Raw genomic sequence first — 24,447 nt, 5'->3', positions numbered from 1 at the left:
CAGGGTTCTACAGTATGGATAAGAAGATGCTGTTCGTCTTCAACCCGCTGTCAGGCAAGGCACAGATTCGGACTAAGCTTATGGACATCTTGGATGTTTTTGTGAAGGCCGGATATCAAGTGGAGATCCATGTGACCCAGAGGACACTGGATGCAAGGCGAGTGGTAGAAGAACGTGGATATGGCATGGATTTAATCGTGGGAAGTGGGGGAGACGGTACTCTGAATGAAGTTGTCTCCGGCGTTATGGGAATGGATAAAAAACCTTATATCGGTTATATTCCAGCCGGCACGACCAACGATTTCGCAGCCAGTCATAAAATACCCAGGAATATGATTCAGGCGGCGGAAAGTATTGTTATGGGCACCGCATGTCCCGTGGATATCGGAAAATTCAATGAGAGCTATTTCACCTATGTGGCGGCTTTTGGCGCTTTTACGGATGTGCCTTATAAGACTCCCAGAGAGTTTAAGGCGGTTTTAGGCCATCCCGCCTATATTCTGGAAGCGGCGAAGAGCTTGGGAGGCATAAAGGCCCAGCACATCACCATGGAGACGGAAACGGATTTCTACGAGGGAGATGTGCTGGTGGGGATGGTCAGCAACGCCAATCAAATAGCGGGCTTTAAGGGGCTGAATGGCAGAAATGTCAGGCTGGATGACGGCAGGTTTGAGGTACTTTTGGTGGAAAATCCCCAGAACATCCTCCAGCTTCCGGATGTGGTGGCCAGCCTTTTGCAGAACGGGCATAAATCAAAGCTGGTGAGACATTTTATGGCTTCCCATGTGAAATTCCAGTTTGAAGAGCCGGTGGAATGGGTGCTGGACGGAGAATTCGGCGGAAAGAGAAAAGAAGTCATCATTGATAACCATTGCCGGGCCATACAGATTATGAAGATGACCCATATGCTGCCGAAAAAGAAAACGCAGTCGTAATTTGGAAAATTGAAATAGATATTCAGGAAAACACAGGAAAAATGAAATCTTGGCTTTACTTTTGTAGAAAAAGCTTGTATAATTAAAAATTAGCGTGGAGAAGTGTGTGCGAAAGGACGTTAGCAAGTGGAAAAAGGAAAGTTTAGTGAAGATTTACTGAAACTTGTAGAACTGGGTAAGAGCAAGAAGTCCACTCTGGATATGAATGATATCAATGACTTTTTTGCAGGAGCGAATCTGACCGTTGAGCAGATTGAAGATATCATTACATACCTTGAGAACAATGGGATTGACGTACTGCGCGTGATGAATGATGAATTGACCATCGATGAAGACATGGTCCTGGACGCGGATGATGACGCTTTCGCATTGGAGGAAGAAGAGGAAGAAGAGATTGACTTGGATGCCATTGATTTTCTGGATGGCATCGGTACAGAAGACCCGGTTCGGATGTATCTGAAGGAAATTGGCACAGTCCCGCTGTTGACGGCAGAAGAAGAACTGAAACTGGCGAAACGAAAGGCGGAAGGAGACCAGGTAGCGAAGGAGCGTCTGATCGAGGCGAACCTGAGGCTGGTGGTCAGCATTGCTAAACGCTATACGGGCCGAGGCATGAGTTTTCTGGATCTGGTCCAGGAAGGAAACCTGGGGCTTATAAAGGGCGTTGAAAAATTTGATTATACAAAAGGGTACAAGCTCAGTACCTATGCAACGTGGTGGATTCGGCAATCGGTGACAAGGGCGCTGGCAGATCAGGCCAGGACTATCCGTGTTCCGGTACATATGGTGGAGACCATCAACAAAATGTCGAAGATGCAGAGGAAGCTGACTCTTGAGCTGGGATATGAGCCCTCAGTGACTGAGCTGGCGAGCGCTCTGGATATGACGGAAGAGAAAGTCATGGAGATTATGCAGATCGCCAGAGAACCGGCCTCTTTGGAAACCCCCATCGGGGAAGAGGACGATTCCAATCTGGGGGATTTCGTTGCGGACAGCAATGCAGTCACACCGGAAGGAAATGTGGAATCTGTGATGCTCAGAGAGCATATTGATACGCTTCTGGAGGATTTAAAAGAAAGGGAGCGCCAGGTCATCGTCCTGCGTTTTGGCTTGGAAGACGGGCATCCCCGTACCCTGGAGGAGGTTGGCAAAGAGTTCAATGTCACCAGGGAGCGTATCCGGCAGATCGAGGCAAAAGCCCTCAGGAAGCTGCGCAATCCTGTGAGGAGCAAGCGTATCAGAGATTTTCTTTAAAAGCAGACAAAAGACCAGGCTGCCCGGAATGATCCGGGCAGCGTTTTGTTTCAATAGAAAAGTTTAAAATTCAGAAAGGAATGGATCATGAGAAATTATCAGAAGGAGCTTGATACGCTTCTGGAAAGAATGGAGAAAGAGGCGCCGCGCCTTCTTCTGCACAGCTGCTGCGCGCCGTGCTCCAGCTATGTGCTGGAATATCTGTCCCGTTATTTCTCCATTACCGTTTTTTATTATAATCCCAATATCAGTCCGGAGGAGGAGTACCAAAAGAGGGTGGAGGAACAGAAACGTTTGATCCGGGAGTTATCAGATAAAAACGCCTCTTTTCCCATTGAATTTGTGGAGGGAAGCTATGATCCGGAGGCCTTTTACCAGATGGCAAAGGGGATGGAGCACGCTCCGGAGGGAGGCGAACGGTGCTTCGGGTGCTATGAACTCCGGCTCCGACAGGCGGCTTCCATGGCTGAGAAGGGTGGATATGACTATTTTTGCACCACTTTGTCCATAAGCCCGCTTAAAAATGCCGGAAAGCTCATGGAAATAGGGGAAGCCCTGGCAGAGGAGTATGGAGTTTCTTACCTGCCTTCCGATTTTAAAAAACGAGAGGGATATAAGCGCTCCATAGAGCTTTCAAAAGAATTTGGCCTTTACCGGCAAAATTACTGCGGCTGCATTTTTTCCAAAAGGGAAGGAACGGCGGCAAGCGTACCGAAATAAAAACATGTTCAGGGAGAATTGCACTTTACACAAGGCAAGGAACGCGATAGAATAAAGATAATCTGTGTTTTTTCACAAAAAAGAGGATTATTAATTTAGGAGGGTACAAATTCATGAATGTATTGATTATCAATTGCGGAAGCTCTTCTCTGAAATATCAGCTGATTGATTCCGAATCAGAGAAGGTTAAGGCAAAGGGCCTGTGTGAGAGGATCGGTATTGACGGCCGTCTGATCTATCAGCCTGCGGGCGGGGAGAAAGAAGTGACAGAGGCGCCTATGCCCACTCATACAGAGGCGATCCAGATGGTTCTGGACGCGCTTGTAAACGCAAAGACCGGCGTTATGAAGTCCCTGGACGAGGTGGACGCCATCGGACACCGCGTGCTGCACGGCGGAGCAAAGATCACGGAATCCTGCGTCATTGACCAGGCTGTTGTAGATGTTATCGAAGAGTGCTGCGATCTGGGACCTCTCCATAATCCGGCTAACCTGAAGGGCATTTATGCCTGCCAGAAGCTGATGCCCGGAAAGCCCAATGTAGCGGTATTTGATACAGCTTTCCATCAGACGATGCCCACCAAAGCGTTTATGTATGGACTTCCTTACGAATATTATGAGAAATATCATATCCGGAAATATGGGTTCCATGGAACCTCTCACAGCTTTGTGTCCAAAGAGACGATCAAGTTCCTCGGTCTGGATGCGGATAATTCCAAGGTCATCGTCTGCCATTTGGGCAACGGTGCATCCATCAGCGCGGTGAAAGATGGTAAATGTGTAGATACCAGCATGGGTCTGACTCCATTGGAAGGACTTGTGATGGGAACGCGCTCCGGTGATATCGATCCGGCTGTGGTAGAATATATCTGCAATAAAGAGAATAAGACGGTCAGCGAAATGCTGAATATCCTGAATAAAAAATCAGGCGTATTCGGCCTGACCAAGGGTCTTTCCAGTGATTTCCGTGATCTGGAGGATGCCATGGCGGACGGCAATCAGCTGGCGGCGGACGCCATCGATATCTTCAGCTACCGTGTGGCTAAGATAGTCGGCTCTTATGTGGCTGCCATGAACGGTGTGGACGCCATTGCGTTTACAGCCGGTATTGGCGAGAATGCTCCTCTGATCCGTGAGAAGGTATGTGAATATCTCGGATACCTGGGTGTCAAGATCGATGCGGCAAAGAATAACAGCCGTGGTAAAGAAGTAGTGATCTCAGCGGATGATTCAGCAAAGAAGGTCGCCGTTGTACCCACCAACGAAGAACTGGCGATCATGAGAGAGACAGCAGCTCTCGTAAAATAAAAGAGAGAAATTGAAATAAAGAAAGACGGGTTATCGGAAAAACTCTGAGAGCCCGTCTTTTTGTTGCTTTCCATGCATTGGACCAGGCTTGATTTTATTCCTGAAAAAGTGTGACAGACCGGATGGTTTCGACATGATTAAGAAAAGAAGTTATGAGGAGGGAGCGTATGAAGAGGAATACAGGATTAAAATCGGAGAGTGCTGGTTCGGAGATCATAAGGATAGAGGGGCTGTCCAAATATTACGGAGACGGGGAAGCGCTTGTAAAAAGCGTGGATCAAGTCAATCTTTCCATCCGGAAAGGGGAAATCACCGCTATAGTAGGAAAAAGCGGGTCAGGAAAAACGACCCTTCTCCATATGATGGGGGGACTGGAACCGCCGACTAAGGGGAGAGTCCTTCTGGACGGCAGTCCGCTTTATGAGATGAACGACAGCAAGAGGACGAGATTCCGCCGGGAAAGAATAGGATTCATATTTCAGAAATTCCAGCTGATACCGGACATGACCATTCGGCAGAATCTGCAGTTTCCTCTTGACGTGGCGGGCAAGAGGAAAGACAAGGCTTTCGAAGAAGAGCTGATTTCCATGCTGGATCTGGAGGACCGGCTGGGCTTTTATCCCCATCAGCTTTCAGGAGGGGGCCAGCAGCGGGCGGCTATAGCCAGGGCCCTGCTTTTAAAGCCGGATCTGATTCTGGCGGATGAACCGACCGGCAATATTGACGAAGCCGCGGGACAGGAACTTTTAAAATTCATTCTGCGTTCCAATGAGAAATATGGACAGACCTTTGTTATCGTCACCCACGATATGACGGCTGCGGGGATGGCGCACCGGATTGTACGGCTGAAGGACGGGAAGGTTCAGCCGGACAGCGGAGAGGAAAACAGAGGGGGTACGTATGAAGATTAGAAAAATGCTTGGCTACAGTCTTCAAGGTGTTGTAAAAAGCGGCGCCTACCGGGTGTTTCTTCTAGGAGTAACCCTTTGCATAGCGCTGCCTGTACTTTTTATAACTGTGACAGACAGCATGTTTTATACGGCGCAAGAAAAGAAAAAGGATTTGTATGGAGAGTTCACAGATATTTATTATGGAAATGAAACGACAGAGAGCCTTGCCGGGAACGCGGCCCTGGAGGGAATGACTGACGGCGAACTGGAAAGGCTTCTGAATGAAAAAGAATGCCAAAAGATCCGGCGACTTGGGAATCTTTACAGTGCTGACTTGACGTGCTGGAAAGAGCAGAGTCCGATTTCTGACATGGATGGATTGGAAAAGAGCCTGGAGAAGATTTTTTTGAGGCGGGAAAAAAAGGAAGCAGATTATTATGGCGCAGGAGGCGCATCCGGCCTTTTATCTGTGGGATATGCCGATGAAACGGCCAGGGAGCTGGGGCGCCTCAGGCTGAAGGAAGGAACCTGGCCGGATGAGGGAGCAGTCGTAATAACGGAAAGCCTGCAGAAGGAATGGGAGGAGGAGCCTCGGCCTGGAGATCATGTGGAATGGAGGGGCAGGAGATACCTTGTCTCAGGTATCCTTTATGACTATGGGATGCTGTGGGTGGAAAACGTAAACCAAACGGATGCTGACAGGCAGAGGCCGGATCTGTTCTTTTCAAAGAGGGATTTTCAAAGACTTTTGCAGGAAGCCGGAGATATCCAGATATCCCATCGTACTCTTATGGAGCTGAGGGACGTCTTTTCTTCCGATATCTATATGGAGGACTATGCGCTGGTGCAGAACATGGCCATAAAAAGCGGGCAGTTTTCCGTTCCGCCTTATCTCTTGTACCTGGTCTATATCTGCGCAGCCCTTTTGCTGATTCAGCTTTTGCTCCTGGGACTGCCGAGAATGGAACAGAGAATGCGGCTGTACCGGCTTCTGGGAGTACCTGGAGTGAGCATCCCATTTCTGCTTTATCTGGATCTCTTTTGGGTTTATATTTTATCTTTACCCATTGGAATTCTGGCGGGAATCGGCGGGGCGTATCTGATATGTGATCTTGGAAGCAGGATGATTTCCATGCCTTTTTTATTCCGGGTAAGCGTAGAGGGAACAGCAGGGGCAGCAACTGTGATCGGAGTACTTGTACTTTTGTCAGGTATCCTGCCATCAGTGCGGCTTTTCCGAACGGAGATTCTGGAAAGACAGGCAGTATCCTTCCGCCGACGCAGAACACAAAAGCGTCTGATTGCCGGTGCGCTTCTTGGTCTTCTGCTCATTTGTATATTTTTTATGCATGGCAGCGCCTTATGTTATCTGAAAGCAGATGAAAACAGAAATCTTTCTGTACCACTTTACGGTAAGATCTCCACGGATTATGATTATGAATTCCTGGCAAACACCATCAGCAGTGATACCTCTTATGTGGATGAAAACGGAAATTCTCTGAGTGTCAGCACATCAGGACCCGATGATATTTATACCGTATATAATGAACCGTATCTGGGGATGAGTGAAGAGGATGTGGAGGCGCTTAGGAAAGATGAAGGGATACAAAAAGTATTGGCATATAAGGAATGCAGTCAGCTTTATATGAGAGCGGACAGAGGGGATCCCTATCAGAAAGCGATGGAGGATGATATGATGTCAAACCAGATCATTTCTTTCAATGAGGAAATAGAAAGAATATACGGTCTTGACGGATCCTATCAGGAGATCAGGCTGCAGGGATATTCGGAGGAAGAACTTTTGAACCTTGTTCCTTATGTGGAGGAGGGAGAGATCGACCTGGAGAAAATACGAACGGGAGAAGAGATCATATTGATGATTCCGGATATTCAGACCGAGATGTGGGAGTATGACGACGGGACAGGGCAGAAATGCAGTGCAATGTCACTTTCCTATCTGGAAAAGGGAGCTTATGACGGAAGTGAGGGACAGTACAGCAATCAATATTATCATGTGGGAGATACCATTGACGTCTTCCGCCTGTATTCGGAGAATCCGGAGCTTCGGGGAAAGATAACAGCCAAGATTGCGGAAGATGAAGTAAAGCGGCAGGATTTCACGTTTCGGATCGGTGCGGTCATACGGTGCCGGGCGGGATGGTTTGAAGATACGATGTGTCCGGAGCCATTTTTTAACTTACTGGGGCTTAATGATACCTTTGAGGCGGTCGGTCTTCCCAGTACCTACACCCGCGTCCGGGTCTACGGAGTCAATGGAGAAGACGGAGGGACGCTTAAGCAGACCATGTATAAACTGAGCGGCAAGCTGTCGGAGATGCATTTGGATGACCGCCGGGGATTCATGGAGGAATACCGCCAGTATCGTCTTCTTTTATCAGTCCTCTCCGCCCTCTTGACAATACTTTCTGCTATAATGGGGACAGGTATGATAACAGGAAGGATGTTAATGCGGGTCAGAGAGGAACGGAAGTGCACGGGGCTTTATCAGATTGCGGGCTGTACCAGAAAGAGGCTGTTCTGGTCCCTCATCCGTCCGTTTATTACTTTGGTGCCGGCCATGTGGGCGCTATCCATGTTACTTGTGAGGATAAGCTCAGAATATTTTTTCATGCTGGACGGATATTGGGGAATCCGGCAGTGGACGAAAGTGCTTGGAGGCGCTGCGGTACTGTCGTTTATAGCTGTCGTCATAGTAGCGCGGGCGTTTTTTAAGGACAGCATAAGCAGCCTGATCCGGCAGGAAGACTGAGGAAGGAATGGAAAGTGAAGCGAAGTCAGGAAGAGCAGCAGTTCATGGAACTGCTTTTCAGCCAAAACTATAACCGGATATACCGGTACTGCTGCCTGAAGCTGGGACCCTCTGGGCAGGATGCGGAAGACTGCGCCATGGAAGTGTTTTTCCGGGCGTTTAGGAAGGTGGACAGACTGATGGAGCATCCCTGCCCGGAGCGGTGGCTGTATGTGGCGGCGCGGAATATCACGCTGGAAACCTTGAGGAAGCAGGCGCGTAAAAAAGAATTTGAACAGGCAGACACCGGCGGATTATTAAGTAAATATCCTGACGGCCTGGAAGATGCGGAAAGGAAACTGGTCCGGGAAGAAGAAAGCAGGGAAATTCAGGGACTGGAAGAGGCTCTGACAGCGTGCCTTAAGCCAAAGGAACAGGAGCTTTACCGTTTTCTGGTGCTGGAGAAAAAGAATACGCAGCAGATCGCGGAGGCGTTGTCCATTTCCTATACGAGTGCCACTACAAAGGTTTACCGGCTGCGGAAAAAGCTGAGAAAACAGTTGGAACAGATAGGGAAGAAGGGAGGTGGGCCATATGATAGATGTCCAGACGAAAACGAATGAGGAAATATTTATTGACAGATATCTGGAGGAAAGGGATTTCCTCCCATCTCAGATGGACGAACTTGTGGAAGAGGAGCTCAAACGAAATGGGGAAGAGCTGCCGGCACTATATACAAAAAAAGAGCTTAAGACAAAATGGGAGCTTTTGCTTTACCACAGAAAGACGAAACGGCTGCGGATCTGCAGATGTGTTCTGGCGGCCGCTTGTGTGTTTCTGACGGTGAGTCTGGCGGCATCCTTTCTGTACCCGGTCAAGGTACAGGGAAACAGCACATATGTGACATTTATCACCGGAGAGGGGAGGAGTGAAAATTACCGGATAAACTATAAAGAAATAAATCCTTCCTATGGAAGGACCTATGCTTATAAATCCTGGAGGGAGCTGGAGGCAGAACTGGGATTTTCTCTGGTGAAACCAGAAGGGAAGGAAGTATCGAGACTGTATCTGGATTCCAGACCGGGAAGCAGCTTTTATAATGTGGCGGCGTATTTTGACAATGAAGAACACACGGGGATTTCCAGTTATAATGCGTATTTTGTAAAGGAGGAAGAGGAAGCCTATGGATATTCCTATTCGGTCAGTCAGGATTGGGTATATCTGAGACGGGAGGACCTGGGAGGGAGAACGGTCACATTATACCAGTTAAACGGCATGGCCGGAGGGAAGGAAATCTACGGTGCAGCATTTTCGGAAGACGGCTTCCTCTATGTGCTCACATCGGAGGATTCTTCTCTGGAAACCTTTAAGACGGTTCTTTCCGCCCTTGTGAAATGAAGCGTGGATTTTCCTGGTAATAATCAAGTTTCGACTGTATGAGAAAGCCGCAGCTTTTGTAGAGATGAAAAGCCGGAAGGTTGGATGTGGATACCTGGAGCAGGAGAAGGCATCCGGGAGGAAGAATTTGGAATAGGGCGGACAGCGCCTTTTTTCCATAGCCTTTCCGGCGAAAACGGGGCAGTATGCCAAAGCCCATAAGATATGCCGTGCGTCCACTCTTATCAAGCGTTAAATGCAGAAGGCCGAGTGTTTCTTCCTGGGATTTCTGATAAGAAGGAGCGGGCGATAAGACATAAGAGACCGTGTCCGCATCCTCCAGGATGGTGTCGATATAAGATTCTGTAAAAGACCGGTCCGCATCAAATGCCTGCATGTGCAGCGAAATAAGCTGTTCCCGATTGTCATGACTGGAAGAAGAAAGTTGAACAGACAGAGCGGCAGACATGTCCGCCGCGGGAATCTCGACCGCCATCATACACTCGGAATATGACAGCTTTAAATTCCGGTACTTGCAGAAGGAGATGGTGTCAGGGTCGCAGGACAGACATTGGTAGAGAAAGGATATATTTCCGAACCGGATTTCTGCTTCCCTGCGGGCGTTTCGGAGAAGCCTGGAGAAATGTCCTTTTTTTCTGTAAAGGGGATGGGTAAAGCCGGAAACCTCCGCGGTTTTCCAGTCAGGGCAGAAAACAGACAAAAAGCTTATGAGGGTTTTCTCCATATAAAAAAGCAGAAAAAAAACATCCTCGTCTTCAGCGTCTGGTTCAGGAAGGACCAGGCTCAGAACAACCGGATTTTCAGAAGAAACGTTTTCTGCATAGGAGTTTATTTGGACGGCTTCTGAACAGATTGTATGCAAAGCCGTCACCTGACGGCACTGAAGTTCATCGAGACTGTTGCAAAGAATATAAGGCATGGCAGATTTCCTCCTACGAAACCATTCTATCATGAAGATGGAACAAAAGGAATCTGGAGAAAGAATTTTTTAAAAAAATCAAAGGGCAGGTGTGGACAAGAAAAGAAGAAAAGAGTATAATGCCACTGATTGATTCTGGACAGACTGTTTAGAAAAGAGAGCGGAGGATAAAATTGAAAAGGCGAGGCGGAGAGGAAGCGGCAGAAGTATGCCGGAACAGAAACAAGAAAAAGAAAAATGTGACGGGGTTCGCCAATGCCGGGATGGTGCTCACCGCGCTGATATGGGGATTCGCTTTTGTGGTGGTAAAAGATTCCGTGGATCTAATACCGCCTGTTTACATGCTGGCATTCCGGTTTACCATCGCATTTGCCGGATTGGCAGTTGTATTTTGCAGGAAATTATTCAAAATCAGCAGAAGTGACTTATTTTGCGGTGGGATTCTGGGTATCCTGTTATTTATCAGCTATTTCCTTCAAACCGTTGCGATTCAATACACCACAGCCGGAAAAAACGCATTTTTGACCACGATATATGTGGTGATCGTTCCATTTATCCATTGGTTCATCAATAAAAAAAAGCCGGACGGATATTGTATCGCTGCCGCGTTTTTGGCAGTCGCCGGAATCGGGCTCCTCTCCCTGCAGGGCGATCTGTCCATGAATATCGGTGATATTCTGACTATTATGTGCGGCTTTGGCTTTGCGTTTCACATGATTTATATCGACCGGTATACGGAGAAGCATGATCCTGTGGTCCTGACGATTCTTCAGATTGGAACTGCCGCCCTTATTTCATGGATCATGGCGCCCCTTTATGACGGGGCTTTTCCAGAAGCGGCTTTTTCCATGAAAATCGTGACTGGCATGCTTTATCTGGGGTTGGGGAGCACCATGATCGCGTTTCTTCTGCAGAACGTGTGCCAAAAGTATACAACGCCTACTTCTGCGTCTCTGTTCCTTTCCCTGGAATCAGTATTCGGAGTGCTTTGTTCTTTGATTTTCCTGAAAGAGTATCTGACTGTCAGGATGGTGATAGGATGTGTGTTGATTTTTGCGGCTATCATCCTGGCTGAGACCAAGTTCTCTTTTTTAAAGGGAAACGGAAAAGACAAAGAGATGGAGATACAGGAGGAATGATGCAGGTCCGGAGCTTGCCTTGACGCATAGGAATAGAATTTGAAATTCCGGAATAGAATGGTCCGGAAAGTGGAGGAGACGATATGGCCGAAACAAAGACGATCAAAAAAAGAAACGAGATACCTTTTTCAGAGACCTGGGCGACGGAGGATATCTTTTCTTCTGATGCCGAATGGGAAGAAGCATTTATAGAAACGAAAACAGCCCTTTCTGATTATGAGAGATTTAAAGGACACCTTGGGGAATCTGCTGAAATGCTTTACGGCTGCCTTAAATTTGATGAACAGATAAGCGAAGTGATGGATAAGATCTACAGTTATGCCCATTTGAGATCAGATGTGGATACGGGTGATCAGTTTTATCAGCAGATGGTAGGGAAGGCTGCCGGACTATGGGCGGCGGCTTCCGCGGCTTCTTCTTTTATTGCGGCCGAGATTCTGGCGATCGCGCCGGAGCGCCTGATGGAGCTTAGGAAATCAAACGGGGCGGACAAGAGTTTTGACAGGTCTCTGGATCTGATGCTCCGGGACCGGGCCCATACCAGAAGCCAGGAGGTGGAAGAGATTCTGGCGGATGCCTCTGAAGTGACGATGGGGCCTTCTCAGATTTTTAAGATGTTCAATAATGCGGATACCCGGTTCCCATCCGTACGGGATGAAGATGGGAATCTGGCGGAACTGACCCATGGCCGTTATGTATCTTTTTTGGAGAGCAAGGACAGAAGCGTCCGTGAGGCTGCGTTCCATGCCATGTATGAGACATTTGGCCGCCATAGGAACACGTTGGCCGCTGCTTTTCAGGCCAATGCGAAACAGGCTTGCTTCTACGCGAAAGCCAGGAGATACCGTTCTGCACGAGCATACTATCTGGCAGACGCCAATGTGCCGGAAGCGGTGTATGATACTCTGATCAGTACAGTGAGAGAGTTCATGCCGCTCATGTTCCGTTATGTGGCTCTCAGAAAACGGATGCTGGGACTGGAAGAGCTTCACATGTATGATCTTTATACTCCCATCGTGCCGGATGTGGAGAAAAGGGTTTCCTATGAGGTGGCAAAGAGTATCATAACAGAAGCGATGAAGCCCATGGGCCCTGAGTATCTTCGGGTGCTTCAGGAGGGATTGGAAGGCCGGTGGATTGATTTCCGGGAAAATGAAGGAAAGAGGAGCGGAGCGTACTGTGGAGGTCCCTACGGCGTTCATCCCTATGTGCTCATGTCCTATCAGGATACTCTGGATAATGTATTTACCCTGGCTCATGAAATGGGCCATGCCATGCATTCCTATTTTTCCAACAGCAGCCAGACTTTTACAAATTCTCAATATAAAATTTTTGTCGCGGAGGTCGCTTCTACCTGCAATGAGAATCTGCTGAACCGGTATTTACTGGAGCACGCTGCGGACAAAAAGGAACGTGCTTATATCCTGAATCATTTCTTGGATGGCTTTAAAGGCACTGTATTCCGCCAGACCATGTTTGCGGAGTTTGAAAAAATTGCTCACGAAAAGGCTCAGGAGGGAGAAGTCCTGACGGCTGATGTGCTCTGCAGCATATATAAAGCGTTGAACAAGGACTATTTTGGCAGCGGTATCGTGATTGATGATGAAATCGCTCTGGAATGGGCGAGAATCCCTCATTTTTACACTCCTTTTTATGTATATCAGTATGCGACGGGCTTTTCTGCCGCGGTCGCGCTTTCCGAGCGGATTTTGAACAAAGAAAAAGGGGCGGCAGAAGATTACATGGGATTTTTAAAGGGCGGCTGCAGTAAAGATCCCATAGATTTATTGGCGGATGCTGGAGTGGATATGCGGACGCCGGAACCTGTCAGAGCGGCCATGGCGGCATTCGAACGGGCGCTGGAAGAACTGGAAGAGCTGCTTTCCTGAAGGAAAGCTCCACAACATTCTGAGCGATTGTCCCATAAATGGAAATTTTGGAATTTTTAAGAAATTCTTTGCCTTTTCTCCAGGAATAACTGGATGGTTTTGTGATATAATGAATACACTTTATTATGACAGGATTAGAAATGGGGGTTGGGGAGCTTGACTTTGTATGAAGCAGTTTTTAACCGAAAATCGGTGCGGCATTATAAAATGGAGCCCCTGCCCCAGGAGCTGTTTAAAAATCTGAGGAAGTTTGAGCAGGGACTTCGCCCTCTTTGGGGAAAGCTTCGTTACAGTGTGGAATTGTTCAATGCCATGAATGGAGAAACCCGGATAAAGGGCCTTTTCAAGGTAAAAGCACCGTATTATCTGGTGCTGTTTTCGGAAGCGGGAGAATATGCGATGGCCAACGCTGGTTATCTGATGGAGCAGATCGTTCTGTATCTGACCAGCAAAGGTATCGGTACCTGCTATCAGGGAAGCGCGAAAATTCCGGCCATGGACGGGCCGGAAGGGATGGAGCCGATGATGGTCCTGGCCTTTGGCTATGCAGACGGGAAACTGTACCGGGATTCCTTCCAGGCGAAAAGACTTCCGTTAAAGGAGCTGTGTGCGTTTAAAGAGGATTCTACGGAGGAGACCAGGCTGATGATGCAGGCGGCGCGCATGGCGCCCTCTGCCATGAACGGACAGCCTTGGCGTTTTATGGTATATCAGAACAGGATTCACGTGTTTGCGAAGAAGGAGTCGTTTCGGTTCAGCTCTAAGGCGGACTTTCTGGGTTTTGATATTGGCGTGATGCTGTATCATATCAGCTTGGCAGCGGAAGAGAACTGGCGGGACACGGAATTTTCCAGGATGGAGCAGATGGCTGCCAGGGAATTCAAAAACAACAAGTATTTTCTTACGGTTCTCCTGGTCTGAGAGAAGGGCCGGACTGCTATCTCTGGAGATGAGTTGTTTTAGTTTAAAAAACAATAATAAAAATTCAAAAAACTGTTGACAAATTGACGCGGGCATAGTATTATATTACATGTCCGCTGGAGAACACAGGAAAAAGAACAGCGGAAAAGGAAAAAATTACATATGCGCGAGTGGCTCAGTGGTGGAGTATCGCCTTGCCAAGGCGAGGGTCGCGGGTTCGAATCCCGTCTCGCGCTCTTTATAAATACCGTGTTTGCGGTATTTTTTTATTGCTGTGCTGCATTTCGTGTTGCATGAATCTTAAAAATTCCCTTTTTGACTCCCTGCAGTCTGCTTTATTAGACAAAGTGAGCTATGTCATTATCATCCTGAAGCTTAATACAGCGGCCCGGCCGCTGATTGGTACCAGTGATTGTGATATGGCCACCGCTTTTAGAAGAGATTGGCTTGGAGCGCCGGCAGCGTTTTTGAGATGTTCTTCTGGCCTCTGTGCTGACAGCTTCCAGAAGGATCTCTTCGCAGTTATACGCCAAACGGCGCTGCGAACCGGATGAAAGTTCTATTGATGCTGTCATTTTATCATCCTCTTTATTTTTGAGTATTAAAACGATATTGAATACAACAGGAAAGGCAGGAATTTCGTCCTGCCTTTTTGTGTTTCGCTATTCTAAGCATTTATTATGTTATCTTCAGCAGCCTGCAGTAATCTTTTACTGTTTACTATCGTCTTTCGGATAGCTGTATCATATAACGAAAACCCTGCATATCCAAGAAAATTTAAAATTTAATTGATAAGAATTACGATAAAAAATGCAATAACCATATGCTCATTTTTAAAAATGCGGGAAAACCAACATAATGACGATAGAAAAGGAAGTGAGTCCGTCCAGGTCAATTCAGTCTGTAGATCATGAAATTCAGGTAAGCGGCGAACAGGCACCAGAGTAAATATGGTATCTGTAAGCAGGCAGACAAAGGATTGATTTTATAGAACTTATAGATCATCAAAACAATGAGCATTATCAGCGCCAATAACCATATAAAGGCAAAAAGATACTGTGAAAATCCAAAGAAGATTATACTCCAGCAGAAGTTAAAAAAAAGCTGGACAGCATAGATTTTAAGAGCAGTCCCTTTGTTCGGATCGCCGGACACGGAAACGATATACGAGGATAAGCCCATCAGGATATAGAGAACTGTCCATACGACGGGAAAAATAAAAGAAGGCGGACTTAACGGAGGCTTATTTATGACAGAGTACATCGAGGCGCTGCCGCTGAAGAGGGCAGATAGGGATCCGACGGCCAGGGGAATTAAAAGATAGATTAAAAAGGTGCTTTTATCTTTGATCTTCATGGATTTGATCCTGACATGTTTTGTTAAATAGTATGAAGTTTTCATGAGAAATATGAATTTATCGCCTGTCAGCACATCATGAAAGATAAGTATGATACTAAATACTTTTTGGAATCATTTTAAACTGCTTCTGATTAAGTCCCAGTTAGACACCGGCAGAAGTTCCGGACCGTCACGATTTCGGTTCGCTGGCGATGCAGGGGCCGCTTTATCCCCGCTCCGGCAGTACCGCTCACATCACCGGCCGCTGCACTGCGGAGCTCCCCTTTAGGCCGGGCCGGAATCGTTCTGCCGGTTTTCTGTCTGCCGCACCGTTATGAATGCTCTCCATTTTCCTGATTCCAGAAAAGGAGTGGATATCCCCGTTTTGCCATTTGTATTCAGCATAATATGGTTCCGATTATCCAATAATAAGCTTATCAATCAGCAGGGAGCTTACAGAATATGGACCGGCCAGTGATTTTACATTCTGATATGAATAACTTTTATGCGTCAGTGGAGTGTCTCGATAACCCCTCTTTACAAGGAAAGCCTGTGGCCGTGACAGGAGACCCTGACGCCCGCCATGGGATTATTCTGGCTAAAAATTATGAAGCGAAGAAATGCGGGATCATGACCGGCGAACCGCTGTGGATGGCAAAGCAGAAGTGCCGCGATATCATTTTCACACCGCCGCGATATGACAGATATATTCAGATATCTCAGGACGCCCATGAGATATACGAGGAGTATACGGACAGAGTGGAGACCTTCGGTTTGGACGAATGCTGGTTGGATGTGACCGCATCGACGCATCTGTTCGGACAGGGGAAGGAGATTGCCGATACCATCCGCAGCAGGATAAAAAAGGAGCTTGGCATAACGGCAAGTATCGGTGTTTCTTTTAATAAGATATTTGCCAAGCTTGGCAGTGACCTTCATAAGCCTGATGCGACCACGGTCATTGGAGAAGATTTTAAATCCAAAATTTGGAATCTTCCCGCGAATATGTTATTATATGTAGGAAAAGCGACTTATTCTAAATTGATCAAGTACGGAATCTGCACCATCGGGGATCTGGCCTGTTCGGATATTAATTTTATTGAACGGCTGCTTGGAAAAAATGGCATCATGCTTTGGGCATTCGCGAACGGCCTGGACCGGTCTCCCGTCTCGAATGTTTATTCCCGCCGGATTATTAAGACAATCGGAAACAGCACCACGACGCCAAGGGATCTGTCGGATGAAACAGATATCAAGATTATTTTATATATTCTGGCTGAGAGCGTAGCGGAGAGGATGAGAAAAGAACATTTCTATTGCCGGAGCGTACAGATAACCATCCGGGACAATGCCCTATTTTCTTTTGAACGCCAGGGGCGGCTTGCCCTTCCGTCATGTACCTCTCAGGCAATCTTTCAAAAAGCGCTTGAGTTGTACAGGAGAAACTGCCCGGCGAATCCGGTGAGGAGCTTAGGCGTCCGCGCATGCAATCTGATCTATACAGAACACCGGCAGCTTTCTTTTTTACAAGATGCGGTCAAAGACCAGAAGCAGGAAGATCTAGAGCGGGCCATTGACCGAATACGGGAACGCTATGGGCATTATTCCGTACAGCGGGGAATCATGCTGACAGACAGAAAGCTGTCCCATTTAGACCCGATTGCAGAGCATACGATCTATCCAGAATCATTCTTAAAGGCCCAACATCAATCACAATAGGAGGAGCTTGTCATGTGTGGAAGATACAGTCTGTTCACGGACGAAGAGAATCAAGAGATATTGAGGATTGTAAACGCTATAAATGCCCGTTTTCCGGGTAATACCATGAAGACGGGAGAAGTCTTTCCCACGAATGCAGCTCCCATCTTGTCATCAGACGGAAACGAAATAATCCCCCGGCTGAGTATTTGGGGATTTCCGCGCTTTGGAGCGAAGGGAGTGATCATAAATGCCCGTTCGGAAACCGCCGATGAACGTCCGATGTTCAAAAAGAGCCTTCATTCCCGCCGATGCGCGGTTCCTACAACGGGATTTTATGAATGGTCCAAGGATAAGACAAAGTATCGCTTTAATCTCCCCCATGAAAAGGTTCTGTATCTTGCGGGCCTTTACAATGAATTTGAGGGAGAAAATAAATTTGTTATCTTAACAACAGAGGCAAATCGCTCCATGACTGATGTACACAGCCGTATGCCGGTAATCTTGCCCAGATTTATGGTGGAAGACTGGGTCCTTTCAGATGACTTTGCGTTATCTTACGTCCATGGGAACATGCCTGCACTTGAACGGGAGGCAGTTACAAATCTGTCATAATCGCTGTCTGCGGCCAGTCTTATCTGTACTTTCCCGGTGCCCGTGCCAGCTGGTCATAGGTAATTCCTGTCTCATATCCTGCTTTTGCGGCAGCGGCAGCCTCTGCTTCTGCCTGGGCTTTTGCTTCCACCTCCGAGCTGGCCGGACTTCGCTGATTCCAGGTCTGTCTTTACGAATTCATAGTCTATACCTCTCTTTTACTTTGATTTTTTATGTAAACCGTGATACGGTAACATGTAGTACACGATAATCAAAGCGGCGTACAAACAAAAAAATAGGGACTTGCCTGTCAAGGCTTTTCTGAGCTATAATGGGGACAACGAATAAAAGATGTCCGACAGGAAAGCAGGTATATCCATGAACATCACTAAATATTTGACGGAAGCGACCGATCAAGGCGCGTCTGACGTGTTTATCGTCGTCGGACGTCCTTTATCCATTAAAGTAAATGGGATTTTGCGTGAGATAACAGACAGCCCTCTGATGCCAGCGGATACGGAACAGCTCATAAGAGAGATTTATGATATGGATGAGGAGCGGGATATGGACCGCCTCATAAAAAGCGGGGATGACGATTTTTCCTTTGCAATCCGGGGTGTGTCCAGATTCCGGGCCAGCGTTTATAAGCAGAGGGGGACTTTGGCGGCCGTGGTGCGCGTCATCACGTTTCAGATTCCGGAGCCGACGGAGCTGGGCATCACGTCGGAGGTGCTCGGCCTTGCGGATTATACGAAAGGGCTTGTCCTGGTCACCGGACCGGCCGGCAGTGGAAAATCCACGACACTCGCCTGCATTATCGATCAGATCAACAGTACCAGAGAGGATCATATCATTACGTTGGAGGATCCCCTGGAATTCCTTCATTCCCATAAAAAGAGCATCGTCAGCCAGAGAGAGATAAACTCTGATACGGAGAGCTACATTGCGGCTCTGCGGGCGGCTTTAAGACAGAGTCCCGATGCAATCCTGCTGGGAGAGATGCGGGACTATGAAACAATCCAGGTGGCGATGACGGCAGCGGAGACGGGACATCTGATACTGTCCACGCTTCATACCATAGGAGCAGCCAATACCATTGACCGGATCATCGATGTGTTTCCGCCCAATCAGCAGCATCAGATTGCGGTGCAGCTGTCCATGGTCCTCCGGGCGGTAGTGTCGCAGCAGCTGGTGCCTACGGTGGACGGCCGTCTGATTCCCGTCTTTGAGCGCATGACTGTTACACCGGCTATACGGAATATGATTCGGGAAAATAAGATACATCAGATTGACGGTGTGGTGTATTCTTCCAACACCGGAGAAATGGCATCCATGGACAATGGCCTGCAGAAGCTTTGCAAGAGCGGACGGATCACGGCCGCTACAGCGCTTCAGTATGCCTCCAATCCTGAGATGCTGGCAAAAAAGCTTTGATGACAGATGCCTTTATTCCAATACATTCAAATGAGTATCCGGATTCCAAGCCTGGCTGGTCTTTGTCTGCCAGGCTGTTATTCTGTAATAATGGTCCCCGGGGACAGGAGAGATAGGAATGGAGATGGTCACAGCCAGATACTGTTCATCGCTCAGGATTTCCGTGAAGTAAAAAGAAAAGCTGTCGGAGCCGGATTCCAGTGAAGTATATCCGGCGATGGTTTCCAGATAAGAGCGGCAGGCGGAAGAATACTGGTCCTTTGAGGGATTCTCCATATATAGCTTATCCAGCTGACCGTCAATCTCTTCCAGAAAATCCTGGGCTTTTTCACAGGCCTCGTAATAGGCGGAGGTCCTCTTAGCCAGTTTGTCGTTTAACTTCCAGTCTGCATTGGCGCTCACGAAAGAGAGCACTGCGAACACCACGAGACAGAGCAGTACAAAGATCATGAGAATGGAAGAGGTACCCACTCCCAGGCCGGATATGGTATTTTTATTACTGGATGTCTGTTTCATCGGAAGACTCCTGTTTCTTGAAGATTATCTGAATATGGCGGCCGGGACCGTCCTGGGTATCTGGACGGAGACGGGCAGCCGGTAAATGCTGCTGCTGCCTTTGCTGATCTGGACGGAAGCGTGCGGAATAGAGGAAGGAATTCCGCCTTTTTTTAAGCTCACGTTCAGAGTGTATACGGGAGAGGCGGAACTCTCTGTGTTTAGAGGATTCCAATTCTCATCATAAGAAATGCTCAGGATATCTGCAGCTTCGTTTAGACGGCTCTCGGGAAAGAGTGGCGCCAGAGCCTTGAGGTCGCCGTAAACGCTCTGAAATCCTTCTGCGGCGCTTTCTGCCAGTGGTATGGCATGGTTCAATTCTTCTGTCTGGGTCCTTGCCAGGTGAGATTTTGCGAACAGCTGCATACAGACTGCACTGGCAAGGGAAAAAAAGAACAGCGCGAGGATCAGCTCCATCAGAAATATACTGGATTTATGTTCGGTGTGTGACATATTGCAAACCCTTTCTGCCGCTTAGCGGAGCGGCGGTCACAGGCGGAATTTCTGCATTAAGCAGATGGACGGCATGAAAATCAGGTCCCGGTTGACTTGAGATTCAGGTATAGAGAGACGGTACCTTCCTGCTTTTCCTCTGCGGAGATTTCCAGAAGGCCATTTGATTTCTCGGAAACAGAAAATCCGCTCACTTCCAGTATTTTCTGACCTGCGTCTGGATCGAAGGACAGCTCCGGACGGGTCAGAAGTTCCATCAAAAAACCTTCGTGCTCGTATATATACAGCACGTATTCCTCATCTTCACTGATTTGAGAAAGACAGAGCATATTATCAGCTGTTTTGACGCTTCCCGCTGTATCGTTCTGCCGTATTTTTTCTGCGACGTAGGATAAGGCTGTCCGGCTGGTATAATTTTTCTCCATGGAGGAGACAGTCCTTCCATAGACATTGACGCCGGTGATGACGAGTCCCAGAGCCGATACTGCAAAAACGCAGAAAAGCACCATGGTGAATAGGAAATCGGTTTTCGGTTTCATGACGAACCTCCGATCTCCAAAATGGTCACGTCCGGCATCAGATTGGAGCCGATGGGCTGATAATCTATCCAGAAGGCAGATTCGTCATAAGTAAGGCCGTAGTGCTCTTTCAAATAGAGCAGGTCAGGAGGATAAAATCCTTCGGTGGCGTAACAGTGTATGATGTTCCGGTGGACAGCTTGTTCCAGGCTCTCTCTTTCCTTTGCTCTTGCGGTATCCGATACGGAAGTGATACCGCGGGCAGCCAGAAAAAGTACGGCGCAGAAAATCAGAATGGAGATCAGAAAGCCTGGAAGACCGGTTCCGGAACGCTTATGGTCAAAACGGTTCATGGTATCCTCCTTTCTCGTTACGATGAGATCATTGTCATCCGATATTAGTCATGATGCCCATGAGCGGCAGCATGACAGAGAGCAGTATCATGCCTACCAGAATGGACATGACAGCCACCAGAGTCGGCTCCAGACGAGATACTGCCCGTGAAATACGTTCATTGGATTCTTCTGCACACTGGCGGGCTACCCGTTCCATGACCTGGTCGAGGGAACCGGAAAAGATCCCCACGCTGACCATGCGGGCGTAAAGGCCGGAAAAAATACCGGATTCTCTGAACGCTGTGCCCAGGTCTGCCCCGTCTTCCGTCCGCTTCCGGCAGTCCTCGATCTTTTTACGGAGCGCCGGGCTTTCAGTCAGCCTGCCGGAAAGCTCCAGGCTTTCATCGGAATCGAGGCCGCTTTTCAGAGTGATTGCCATTCCGTCGGCAAAACGGCTTAAAGATGTGGTTTCGTAGATTCTTCTGGTGAGAGGAAAATGACGTCCCATGGAGTCCAGATGCCGCCTGCCGCTTTTCGTACGGAACAGATAGACGGCGGCCAGAAGAAGGACGACGGCCAGGATCAGAAAGATCAGGCTGTAGCGGCCGAGCCAGGCGCCAATCCCCATGATGCCTTTTGAGATTCCATTCATTTCCGTGCCGAGCTGAGAGTATACCTGGCTGAAAATAGGCATGACCTTGATGATGAGTACCAGGATGACTGCGAGCATCATGCCAATCATGATACAAGGATAGGTGACGGCGCTTTTTATATTTTTGGAAAGAGCTTCCTGTCTGTCATAGTAGGCGGCCAAAGAAGAAAACACCTCATCCAGCTGCCCGGCCCGTTCTCCGATTTCCGTCATATCCAGGAAATAGCGGGGAAAGACCCCCGTCTTTACCAGAGCAGCGTAGAGACTGCCGCCTGCATCCAGGGTGTCGGAAATGGATACCAGGATGGTTTTTCCGCCAGGATCTTCCAAGTTCTCTGTTAATATGGAAATGCCCTCTGCTGCGGAGATACCGGCTTTAAGCATCATGGACATCTGCTCGCAGAAGGTAGAAAGCTCCCGGTTATTCAGTGGCTTATTCGCATTATGTCCCATTGGAATCCCCCCTAATAGATAAATTTTGTTTGATAGTTGTCTCCCTTGCCGATAAAGTCTTTCAGATCTTTGGAGCTGGAATTGGCGGCAAAGGTCGGATCCATGAGCTTCCATTCGGATCCGTCGAATTCAATGATGCCGTTTACCCAGCCCAGCTCATCAATATGAGTGCTGATCCAGGCGTGATATACCGTTCCGGCGTATCCAATCTCCAAGCGGGTCGGAATCCGCTGGGTCCGCAGCATCGCAGCCATCAGGGCGGCATAATCGAAGCAGATGCCTGTGCCGGAATCGAGGATCTCATCCACCTCAGGCACATAGCCGCTCTGCACGGAGCCAGCCTTGTCTTTATCATAAGAAACATTCTGGATGATATAATCGTACACGCGGGCTATCACTTCCAGGTCGTCGGAAGCGCCATCTGCCAGTTCAGCACCTTTGGCTACGGTTTTGCTGTCAGGCGTAAAATTCACATATTGGTTGGGATAGAGATAAGGAGAAAACTCATTAGTAATAATAGCCTCCACCGTCTGGGAAAAAGCACTGATATAACTGGATTCAGTTCCGGCCTGCCGTTCGAAGACTGAGACCTTGTACGTGCCGTCGCCGTCTGTGAGCGGAAAGGTTTCATATCCGTCCTGCATCGTATACGTATAAAGAGTTCCAGAGGGAGTGAGGAGCTGGAGTTTTACCTTTTCCACGTCTCCGGTATACCGGACCATTACATAACCGTCCTCCAGATGGGAGGCATCCATGGATACCAGTTCGTTTCCGTAAGTGACTTCTCCGGAGGGTTCCGGCACCAGGACCACCGGAGTACTGTCACGGTTCCCGCCGCCGGTCTCGTTTTCCTGACTGAGATCCGTTTTTTCCTGAACAGGGGGATCGTCCGGCTCTTTAATGGAACCGCAGCCGCACAGAAGCGCTGCGGTACAGGTAATCATAATGAAGAAAAGAAAGAATCGCTTATGATACATGATAAATAGTCCCCTCATGGAAGATCAGATGATTTCCTTGATATTGATTTCCAGTTTTACATTCGGGGCCTGCCGTTCCTGTTCATAACGGATACGCGTACGCTCTATGGCGATATGGCAGCCGGCTTCATTGGGAACGGTCAGAATCAAAGAGAACTGGGAATAACTGGATTGGGTAAAGACATCGTTCTTACGAAGAAAGTGACTGATCACATTCCTCAGGATGTCCATTTCCGATTTGACATCGCTGGTGATCGTTTCCCGGTTGTCCGCGTCTTTTAAAGTCAGGAGCGCCAGGTAGCGCTTGCTCCGGATGCGGTGCAGGGAACGCATGTTGATCTGGTAGATATTTTTAAAAACATCAAAATTACAGTAAAAACTTCCTTTGGAATTTTTATCTTCTTTCAGATTTTCTTCCAGATCATCAATATTCATCTGATGGCTTCTGGTCGCCTGCATAATCTTACAGTAGAGATCTTCCAGAGATTCGGAAATGTCTACGCCATATTTACTGCTGAACAGATTGAGGATATCATGATAGTAATCCAGGGCTTTGTGGGGATATCCCAGCTGGAGGTAGGCGTTTAAGGTCTCTTTATGGATATTTTCGTTCATGATATCCAGATGATTGGCCTGTTCACATAGATCCAGGATTTCCTGATACTGCCCGTTGGCTTTCAGATGATCACACATGGCCAGGACACATTTGACATACAGATTCTGATAATATATGCTTCGAAACATCACCCATTCCTCCTGATTTAGAGAGGGGAGGAAATTTCCCTGATATATTCGAAACATTTCCTGGTAATAGCGGTACTGCTGGACTTCATAGGATTCTCTCTGAGCCATATTATAAAGAGTCTCAAACCTTTCGATGTCGATCTGACAGTCCAGAGCGCTGTTCCAGGCGTATGCGTTTCGGGTGAACAGGATACAGTTGGCGGATATGCCGGGAAAGAACCGGGTCAGCTCCCGTCTCGCGCGGTACACCAGGTTCCTGAGTGCGCCGGTGGGATTGGAGAGTTCTTCCTCCGGCCAGAGGATCTCGATGAGTTTATCCTTGGAGACTTCCACGCCTTTATTCGCGATCAGATACGCGATCAAAGTTGTGATCTGCATGCTTTTGCTTGAGGTGGGAGCATACTGATGAAATTCATTCTGTATGGAAAATTCGCCAAACATTTTTATGTGTAACTGTTCTGTTCCCATTGATCCGTACCACCTTTCCGAAGACAAAAAAGAACTTCAAAATCTCAGACACAGCCATTATATCAGGAGAATATAGGAAATACAAGAAAAATCAAAAACAAACCTGT

The 24,447-nt window shown here is 47.9% G+C and carries 24 protein-coding genes and 1 tRNA gene; 15 read left to right on the top strand and 10 right to left on the bottom strand.

All coding sequences use genetic code 11. From position 1 onward, the window contains the following. Window positions 1-14: 14 nt before the first annotated feature. The 8 genes from LQE92_RS02300 (at window position 15) to LQE92_RS02265 (ending at window position 9,253) form a co-directional block, all read left to right on the top strand. Entirely contained in the window at window positions 15-935 is a 921-nt protein-coding gene (locus LQE92_RS02300; RefSeq protein WP_231061390.1) for a diacylglycerol/lipid kinase family protein, read from the top strand. A 126-nt stretch (window positions 936-1,061) separates the two neighbouring features. Next, window positions 1,062-2,189 carry an RNA polymerase sigma factor RpoD gene (gene rpoD, locus LQE92_RS02295; protein ID WP_231061389.1) on the top strand — a complete coding sequence of 376 codons (1,128 nt, stop codon included), beginning with the start codon at window positions 1,062-1,064 and terminating at the stop codon, window positions 2,187-2,189. An 87-nt stretch (window positions 2,190-2,276) separates the two neighbouring features. Then, window positions 2,277-2,909 (top strand): epoxyqueuosine reductase QueH, encoded by a 633-nt coding sequence (locus LQE92_RS02290; protein WP_231061388.1) that lies wholly within the window; start codon window positions 2,277-2,279, stop codon window positions 2,907-2,909. Window positions 2,910-3,022: 113 nt separating this feature from the next. Continuing rightward, a complete protein-coding gene (locus LQE92_RS02285) occupies window positions 3,023-4,216 on the top strand; it encodes an acetate kinase (RefSeq protein WP_231061387.1) in 1,194 nt (397 codons plus the stop codon). 167 nt (window positions 4,217-4,383) lie between these two features. Further along, complete coding sequence (locus LQE92_RS02280) at window positions 4,384-5,127, top strand: ABC transporter ATP-binding protein (protein WP_231061386.1); 744 nt, start codon at window positions 4,384-4,386, stop codon at window positions 5,125-5,127. Beyond that, window positions 5,117-7,876 (top strand): ABC transporter permease family protein, encoded by a 2,760-nt coding sequence (locus LQE92_RS02275; protein ID WP_231061385.1) that lies wholly within the window; start codon window positions 5,117-5,119, stop codon window positions 7,874-7,876. The genes LQE92_RS02280 and LQE92_RS02275 overlap by 11 nt, the downstream gene beginning before the upstream one ends. Before the next feature lie 14 nt (window positions 7,877-7,890). Beyond that, the gene (locus LQE92_RS02270) at window positions 7,891-8,478 is read left to right on the top strand and encodes an RNA polymerase sigma factor (protein WP_231061384.1); all 588 of its coding nucleotides are present in this window, start codon (window positions 7,891-7,893) and stop codon (window positions 8,476-8,478) included. Beyond that, window positions 8,450-9,253: a hypothetical protein gene (locus LQE92_RS02265; protein ID WP_231061383.1), complete on the top strand. Its 804-nt coding sequence runs from the start codon at window positions 8,450-8,452 to the stop codon at window positions 9,251-9,253. The genes LQE92_RS02270 and LQE92_RS02265 overlap by 29 nt, the downstream gene beginning before the upstream one ends. Here LQE92_RS02265 and LQE92_RS02260 read toward each other — a convergent pair. Further along, complete coding sequence (locus LQE92_RS02260) at window positions 9,222-10,172, bottom strand: GNAT family N-acetyltransferase (protein WP_231061382.1); 951 nt, start codon at window positions 10,170-10,172, stop codon at window positions 9,222-9,224. The two genes, LQE92_RS02265 and LQE92_RS02260, sit on opposite strands and share 32 nt — an antisense overlap. A gap of 173 nt (window positions 10,173-10,345) precedes the next feature. Here LQE92_RS02260 and LQE92_RS02255 point away from each other — a divergent pair, with 173 nt between their 5' ends. The 4 genes from LQE92_RS02255 to LQE92_RS02240 all read left to right on the top strand — a co-directional run bounded on the left by LQE92_RS02255 (window position 10,346) and on the right by LQE92_RS02240 (window position 14,357). Next, window positions 10,346-11,311 (top strand): DMT family transporter, encoded by a 966-nt coding sequence (locus tag LQE92_RS02255; RefSeq protein ID WP_231061381.1) that lies wholly within the window; start codon window positions 10,346-10,348, stop codon window positions 11,309-11,311. Between the two features lie 83 nt (window positions 11,312-11,394). Next, a complete protein-coding gene (gene pepF, locus LQE92_RS02250; protein ID WP_231061380.1) occupies window positions 11,395-13,200 on the top strand; it encodes an oligoendopeptidase F in 1,806 nt (601 codons plus the stop codon). 162 nt (window positions 13,201-13,362) lie between these two features. Further along, window positions 13,363-14,121: a nitroreductase family protein gene (locus LQE92_RS02245; RefSeq protein WP_231061379.1), complete on the top strand. Its 759-nt coding sequence runs from the start codon at window positions 13,363-13,365 to the stop codon at window positions 14,119-14,121. Window positions 14,122-14,285: 164 nt separating this feature from the next. After that, window positions 14,286-14,357 (top strand) — tRNA-Gly (locus LQE92_RS02240). 102 nt (window positions 14,358-14,459) lie between these two features. Here LQE92_RS02240 and LQE92_RS02235 read toward each other — a convergent pair. Further along, window positions 14,460-14,696 carry a hypothetical protein gene (locus tag LQE92_RS02235; RefSeq protein ID WP_231061378.1) on the bottom strand — a complete coding sequence of 79 codons (237 nt, stop codon included), beginning with the start codon at window positions 14,694-14,696 and terminating at the stop codon, window positions 14,460-14,462. 316 nt (window positions 14,697-15,012) lie between these two features. Next, window positions 15,013-15,477, bottom strand: a complete 465-nt coding sequence (locus LQE92_RS14605; RefSeq protein WP_231061377.1) for a TspO/MBR family protein — start codon at window positions 15,475-15,477, stop codon at window positions 15,013-15,015. A 444-nt stretch (window positions 15,478-15,921) separates the two neighbouring features. Here LQE92_RS14605 and LQE92_RS02225 point away from each other — a divergent pair, with 444 nt between their 5' ends. The 3 genes from LQE92_RS02225 to LQE92_RS02210 all read left to right on the top strand — a co-directional run bounded on the left by LQE92_RS02225 (window position 15,922) and on the right by LQE92_RS02210 (window position 19,185). Next, complete coding sequence (locus LQE92_RS02225) at window positions 15,922-17,178, top strand: DNA polymerase Y family protein (RefSeq protein ID WP_231061376.1); 1,257 nt, start codon at window positions 15,922-15,924, stop codon at window positions 17,176-17,178. 12 nt (window positions 17,179-17,190) lie between these two features. Continuing rightward, the gene (locus tag LQE92_RS02220; RefSeq protein ID WP_231061375.1) at window positions 17,191-17,772 is read left to right on the top strand and encodes an SOS response-associated peptidase; all 582 of its coding nucleotides are present in this window, start codon (window positions 17,191-17,193) and stop codon (window positions 17,770-17,772) included. A gap of 357 nt (window positions 17,773-18,129) precedes the next feature. Then, on the top strand, window positions 18,130-19,185 hold the full coding sequence (locus tag LQE92_RS02210) for a type IV pilus twitching motility protein PilT (protein ID WP_231061374.1): 1,056 nt from the start codon (window positions 18,130-18,132) through the stop codon (window positions 19,183-19,185). Between the two features lie 12 nt (window positions 19,186-19,197). Here LQE92_RS02210 and LQE92_RS02205 read toward each other — a convergent pair whose 3' ends face one another. The 7 genes from LQE92_RS02205 to LQE92_RS02175 form a co-directional block, all read right to left on the bottom strand. Further along, window positions 19,198-19,701 carry a hypothetical protein gene (locus LQE92_RS02205; protein WP_231061373.1) on the bottom strand — a complete coding sequence of 168 codons (504 nt, stop codon included), beginning with the start codon at window positions 19,699-19,701 and terminating at the stop codon, window positions 19,198-19,200. Window positions 19,702-19,725: 24 nt separating this feature from the next. Continuing rightward, a complete protein-coding gene (locus LQE92_RS02200; protein WP_231061372.1) occupies window positions 19,726-20,193 on the bottom strand; it encodes a hypothetical protein in 468 nt (155 codons plus the stop codon). A gap of 80 nt (window positions 20,194-20,273) precedes the next feature. Beyond that, entirely contained in the window at window positions 20,274-20,732 is a 459-nt protein-coding gene (locus LQE92_RS02195) for a DUF4860 domain-containing protein (RefSeq protein ID WP_231061371.1), read from the bottom strand. Continuing rightward, window positions 20,729-21,064 carry a hypothetical protein gene (locus LQE92_RS02190; RefSeq protein ID WP_231061370.1) on the bottom strand — a complete coding sequence of 112 codons (336 nt, stop codon included), beginning with the start codon at window positions 21,062-21,064 and terminating at the stop codon, window positions 20,729-20,731. The genes LQE92_RS02195 and LQE92_RS02190 overlap by 4 nt, the downstream gene beginning before the upstream one ends. Before the next feature lie 34 nt (window positions 21,065-21,098). Then, on the bottom strand, window positions 21,099-22,151 hold the full coding sequence (locus tag LQE92_RS02185; RefSeq protein WP_231061369.1) for a type II secretion system F family protein: 1,053 nt from the start codon (window positions 22,149-22,151) through the stop codon (window positions 21,099-21,101). An 11-nt stretch (window positions 22,152-22,162) separates the two neighbouring features. Then, entirely contained in the window at window positions 22,163-23,128 is a 966-nt protein-coding gene (locus LQE92_RS02180) for a transglutaminase-like domain-containing protein (protein WP_231061368.1), read from the bottom strand. Between the two features lie 24 nt (window positions 23,129-23,152). Further along, window positions 23,153-24,340, bottom strand: coding sequence for an AfsR/SARP family transcriptional regulator (locus LQE92_RS02175; protein WP_231061367.1), 1,188 nt, complete (start codon window positions 24,338-24,340; stop codon window positions 23,153-23,155). Window positions 24,341-24,447: the final 107 nt, after the last annotated feature.

The sequence above is a fragment of the Lientehia hominis genome, from assembly GCF_021044755.1.
Classification (GTDB): domain Bacteria; phylum Bacillota; class Clostridia; order Lachnospirales; family Lachnospiraceae; genus Lientehia; species Lientehia hominis.
Note: the sequence above shows the minus strand (reverse complement) of the source record. Positions and strands in the feature narration are given on the sequence as shown.

Bases quoted from the DNA above. Each gene is read 5' to 3' on its own strand.
- LQE92_RS02300 (WP_231061390.1), top strand. From the start codon at position 15: ATGGATAAGAAGATGCTGTTCGTCTTCAACCCGCTGTCAGGCAAGGCA.
- LQE92_RS02290 (WP_231061388.1), top strand. From the start codon at position 2,277: ATGAGAAATTATCAGAAGGAGCTTGATACGCTTCTGGAAAGAATGGAG.
- LQE92_RS02285 (WP_231061387.1), top strand. From the start codon at position 3,023: ATGAATGTATTGATTATCAATTGCGGAAGCTCTTCTCTGAAATATCAG.
- LQE92_RS02280 (WP_231061386.1), top strand. From the start codon at position 4,384: ATGAAGAGGAATACAGGATTAAAATCGGAGAGTGCTGGTTCGGAGATC.
- LQE92_RS02275 (WP_231061385.1), top strand. From the start codon at position 5,117: ATGAAGATTAGAAAAATGCTTGGCTACAGTCTTCAAGGTGTTGTAAAA.
- LQE92_RS02265 (WP_231061383.1), top strand. From the start codon at position 8,450: ATGATAGATGTCCAGACGAAAACGAATGAGGAAATATTTATTGACAGA.
- LQE92_RS02260 (WP_231061382.1), bottom strand. From the start codon at position 10,172: ATGCCTTATATTCTTTGCAACAGTCTCGATGAACTTCAGTGCCGTCAG.
- pepF (WP_231061380.1), top strand. From the start codon at position 11,395: ATGGCCGAAACAAAGACGATCAAAAAAAGAAACGAGATACCTTTTTCA.
- LQE92_RS02235 (WP_231061378.1), bottom strand. From the start codon at position 14,696: ATGACAGCATCAATAGAACTTTCATCCGGTTCGCAGCGCCGTTTGGCG.
- LQE92_RS14605 (WP_231061377.1), bottom strand. From the start codon at position 15,477: ATGAAGATCAAAGATAAAAGCACCTTTTTAATCTATCTTTTAATTCCC.
- LQE92_RS02225 (WP_231061376.1), top strand. From the start codon at position 15,922: ATGGACCGGCCAGTGATTTTACATTCTGATATGAATAACTTTTATGCG.
- LQE92_RS02220 (WP_231061375.1), top strand. From the start codon at position 17,191: ATGTGTGGAAGATACAGTCTGTTCACGGACGAAGAGAATCAAGAGATA.
- LQE92_RS02210 (WP_231061374.1), top strand. From the start codon at position 18,130: ATGAACATCACTAAATATTTGACGGAAGCGACCGATCAAGGCGCGTCT.
- LQE92_RS02205 (WP_231061373.1), bottom strand. From the start codon at position 19,701: ATGAAACAGACATCCAGTAATAAAAATACCATATCCGGCCTGGGAGTG.
- LQE92_RS02200 (WP_231061372.1), bottom strand. From the start codon at position 20,193: ATGTCACACACCGAACATAAATCCAGTATATTTCTGATGGAGCTGATC.
- LQE92_RS02195 (WP_231061371.1), bottom strand. From the start codon at position 20,732: ATGAAACCGAAAACCGATTTCCTATTCACCATGGTGCTTTTCTGCGTT.
- LQE92_RS02190 (WP_231061370.1), bottom strand. From the start codon at position 21,064: ATGAACCGTTTTGACCATAAGCGTTCCGGAACCGGTCTTCCAGGCTTT.
- LQE92_RS02185 (WP_231061369.1), bottom strand. From the start codon at position 22,151: ATGGGACATAATGCGAATAAGCCACTGAATAACCGGGAGCTTTCTACC.
- LQE92_RS02180 (WP_231061368.1), bottom strand. From the start codon at position 23,128: ATGTATCATAAGCGATTCTTTCTTTTCTTCATTATGATTACCTGTACC.
- LQE92_RS02175 (WP_231061367.1), bottom strand. From the start codon at position 24,340: ATGGGAACAGAACAGTTACACATAAAAATGTTTGGCGAATTTTCCATA.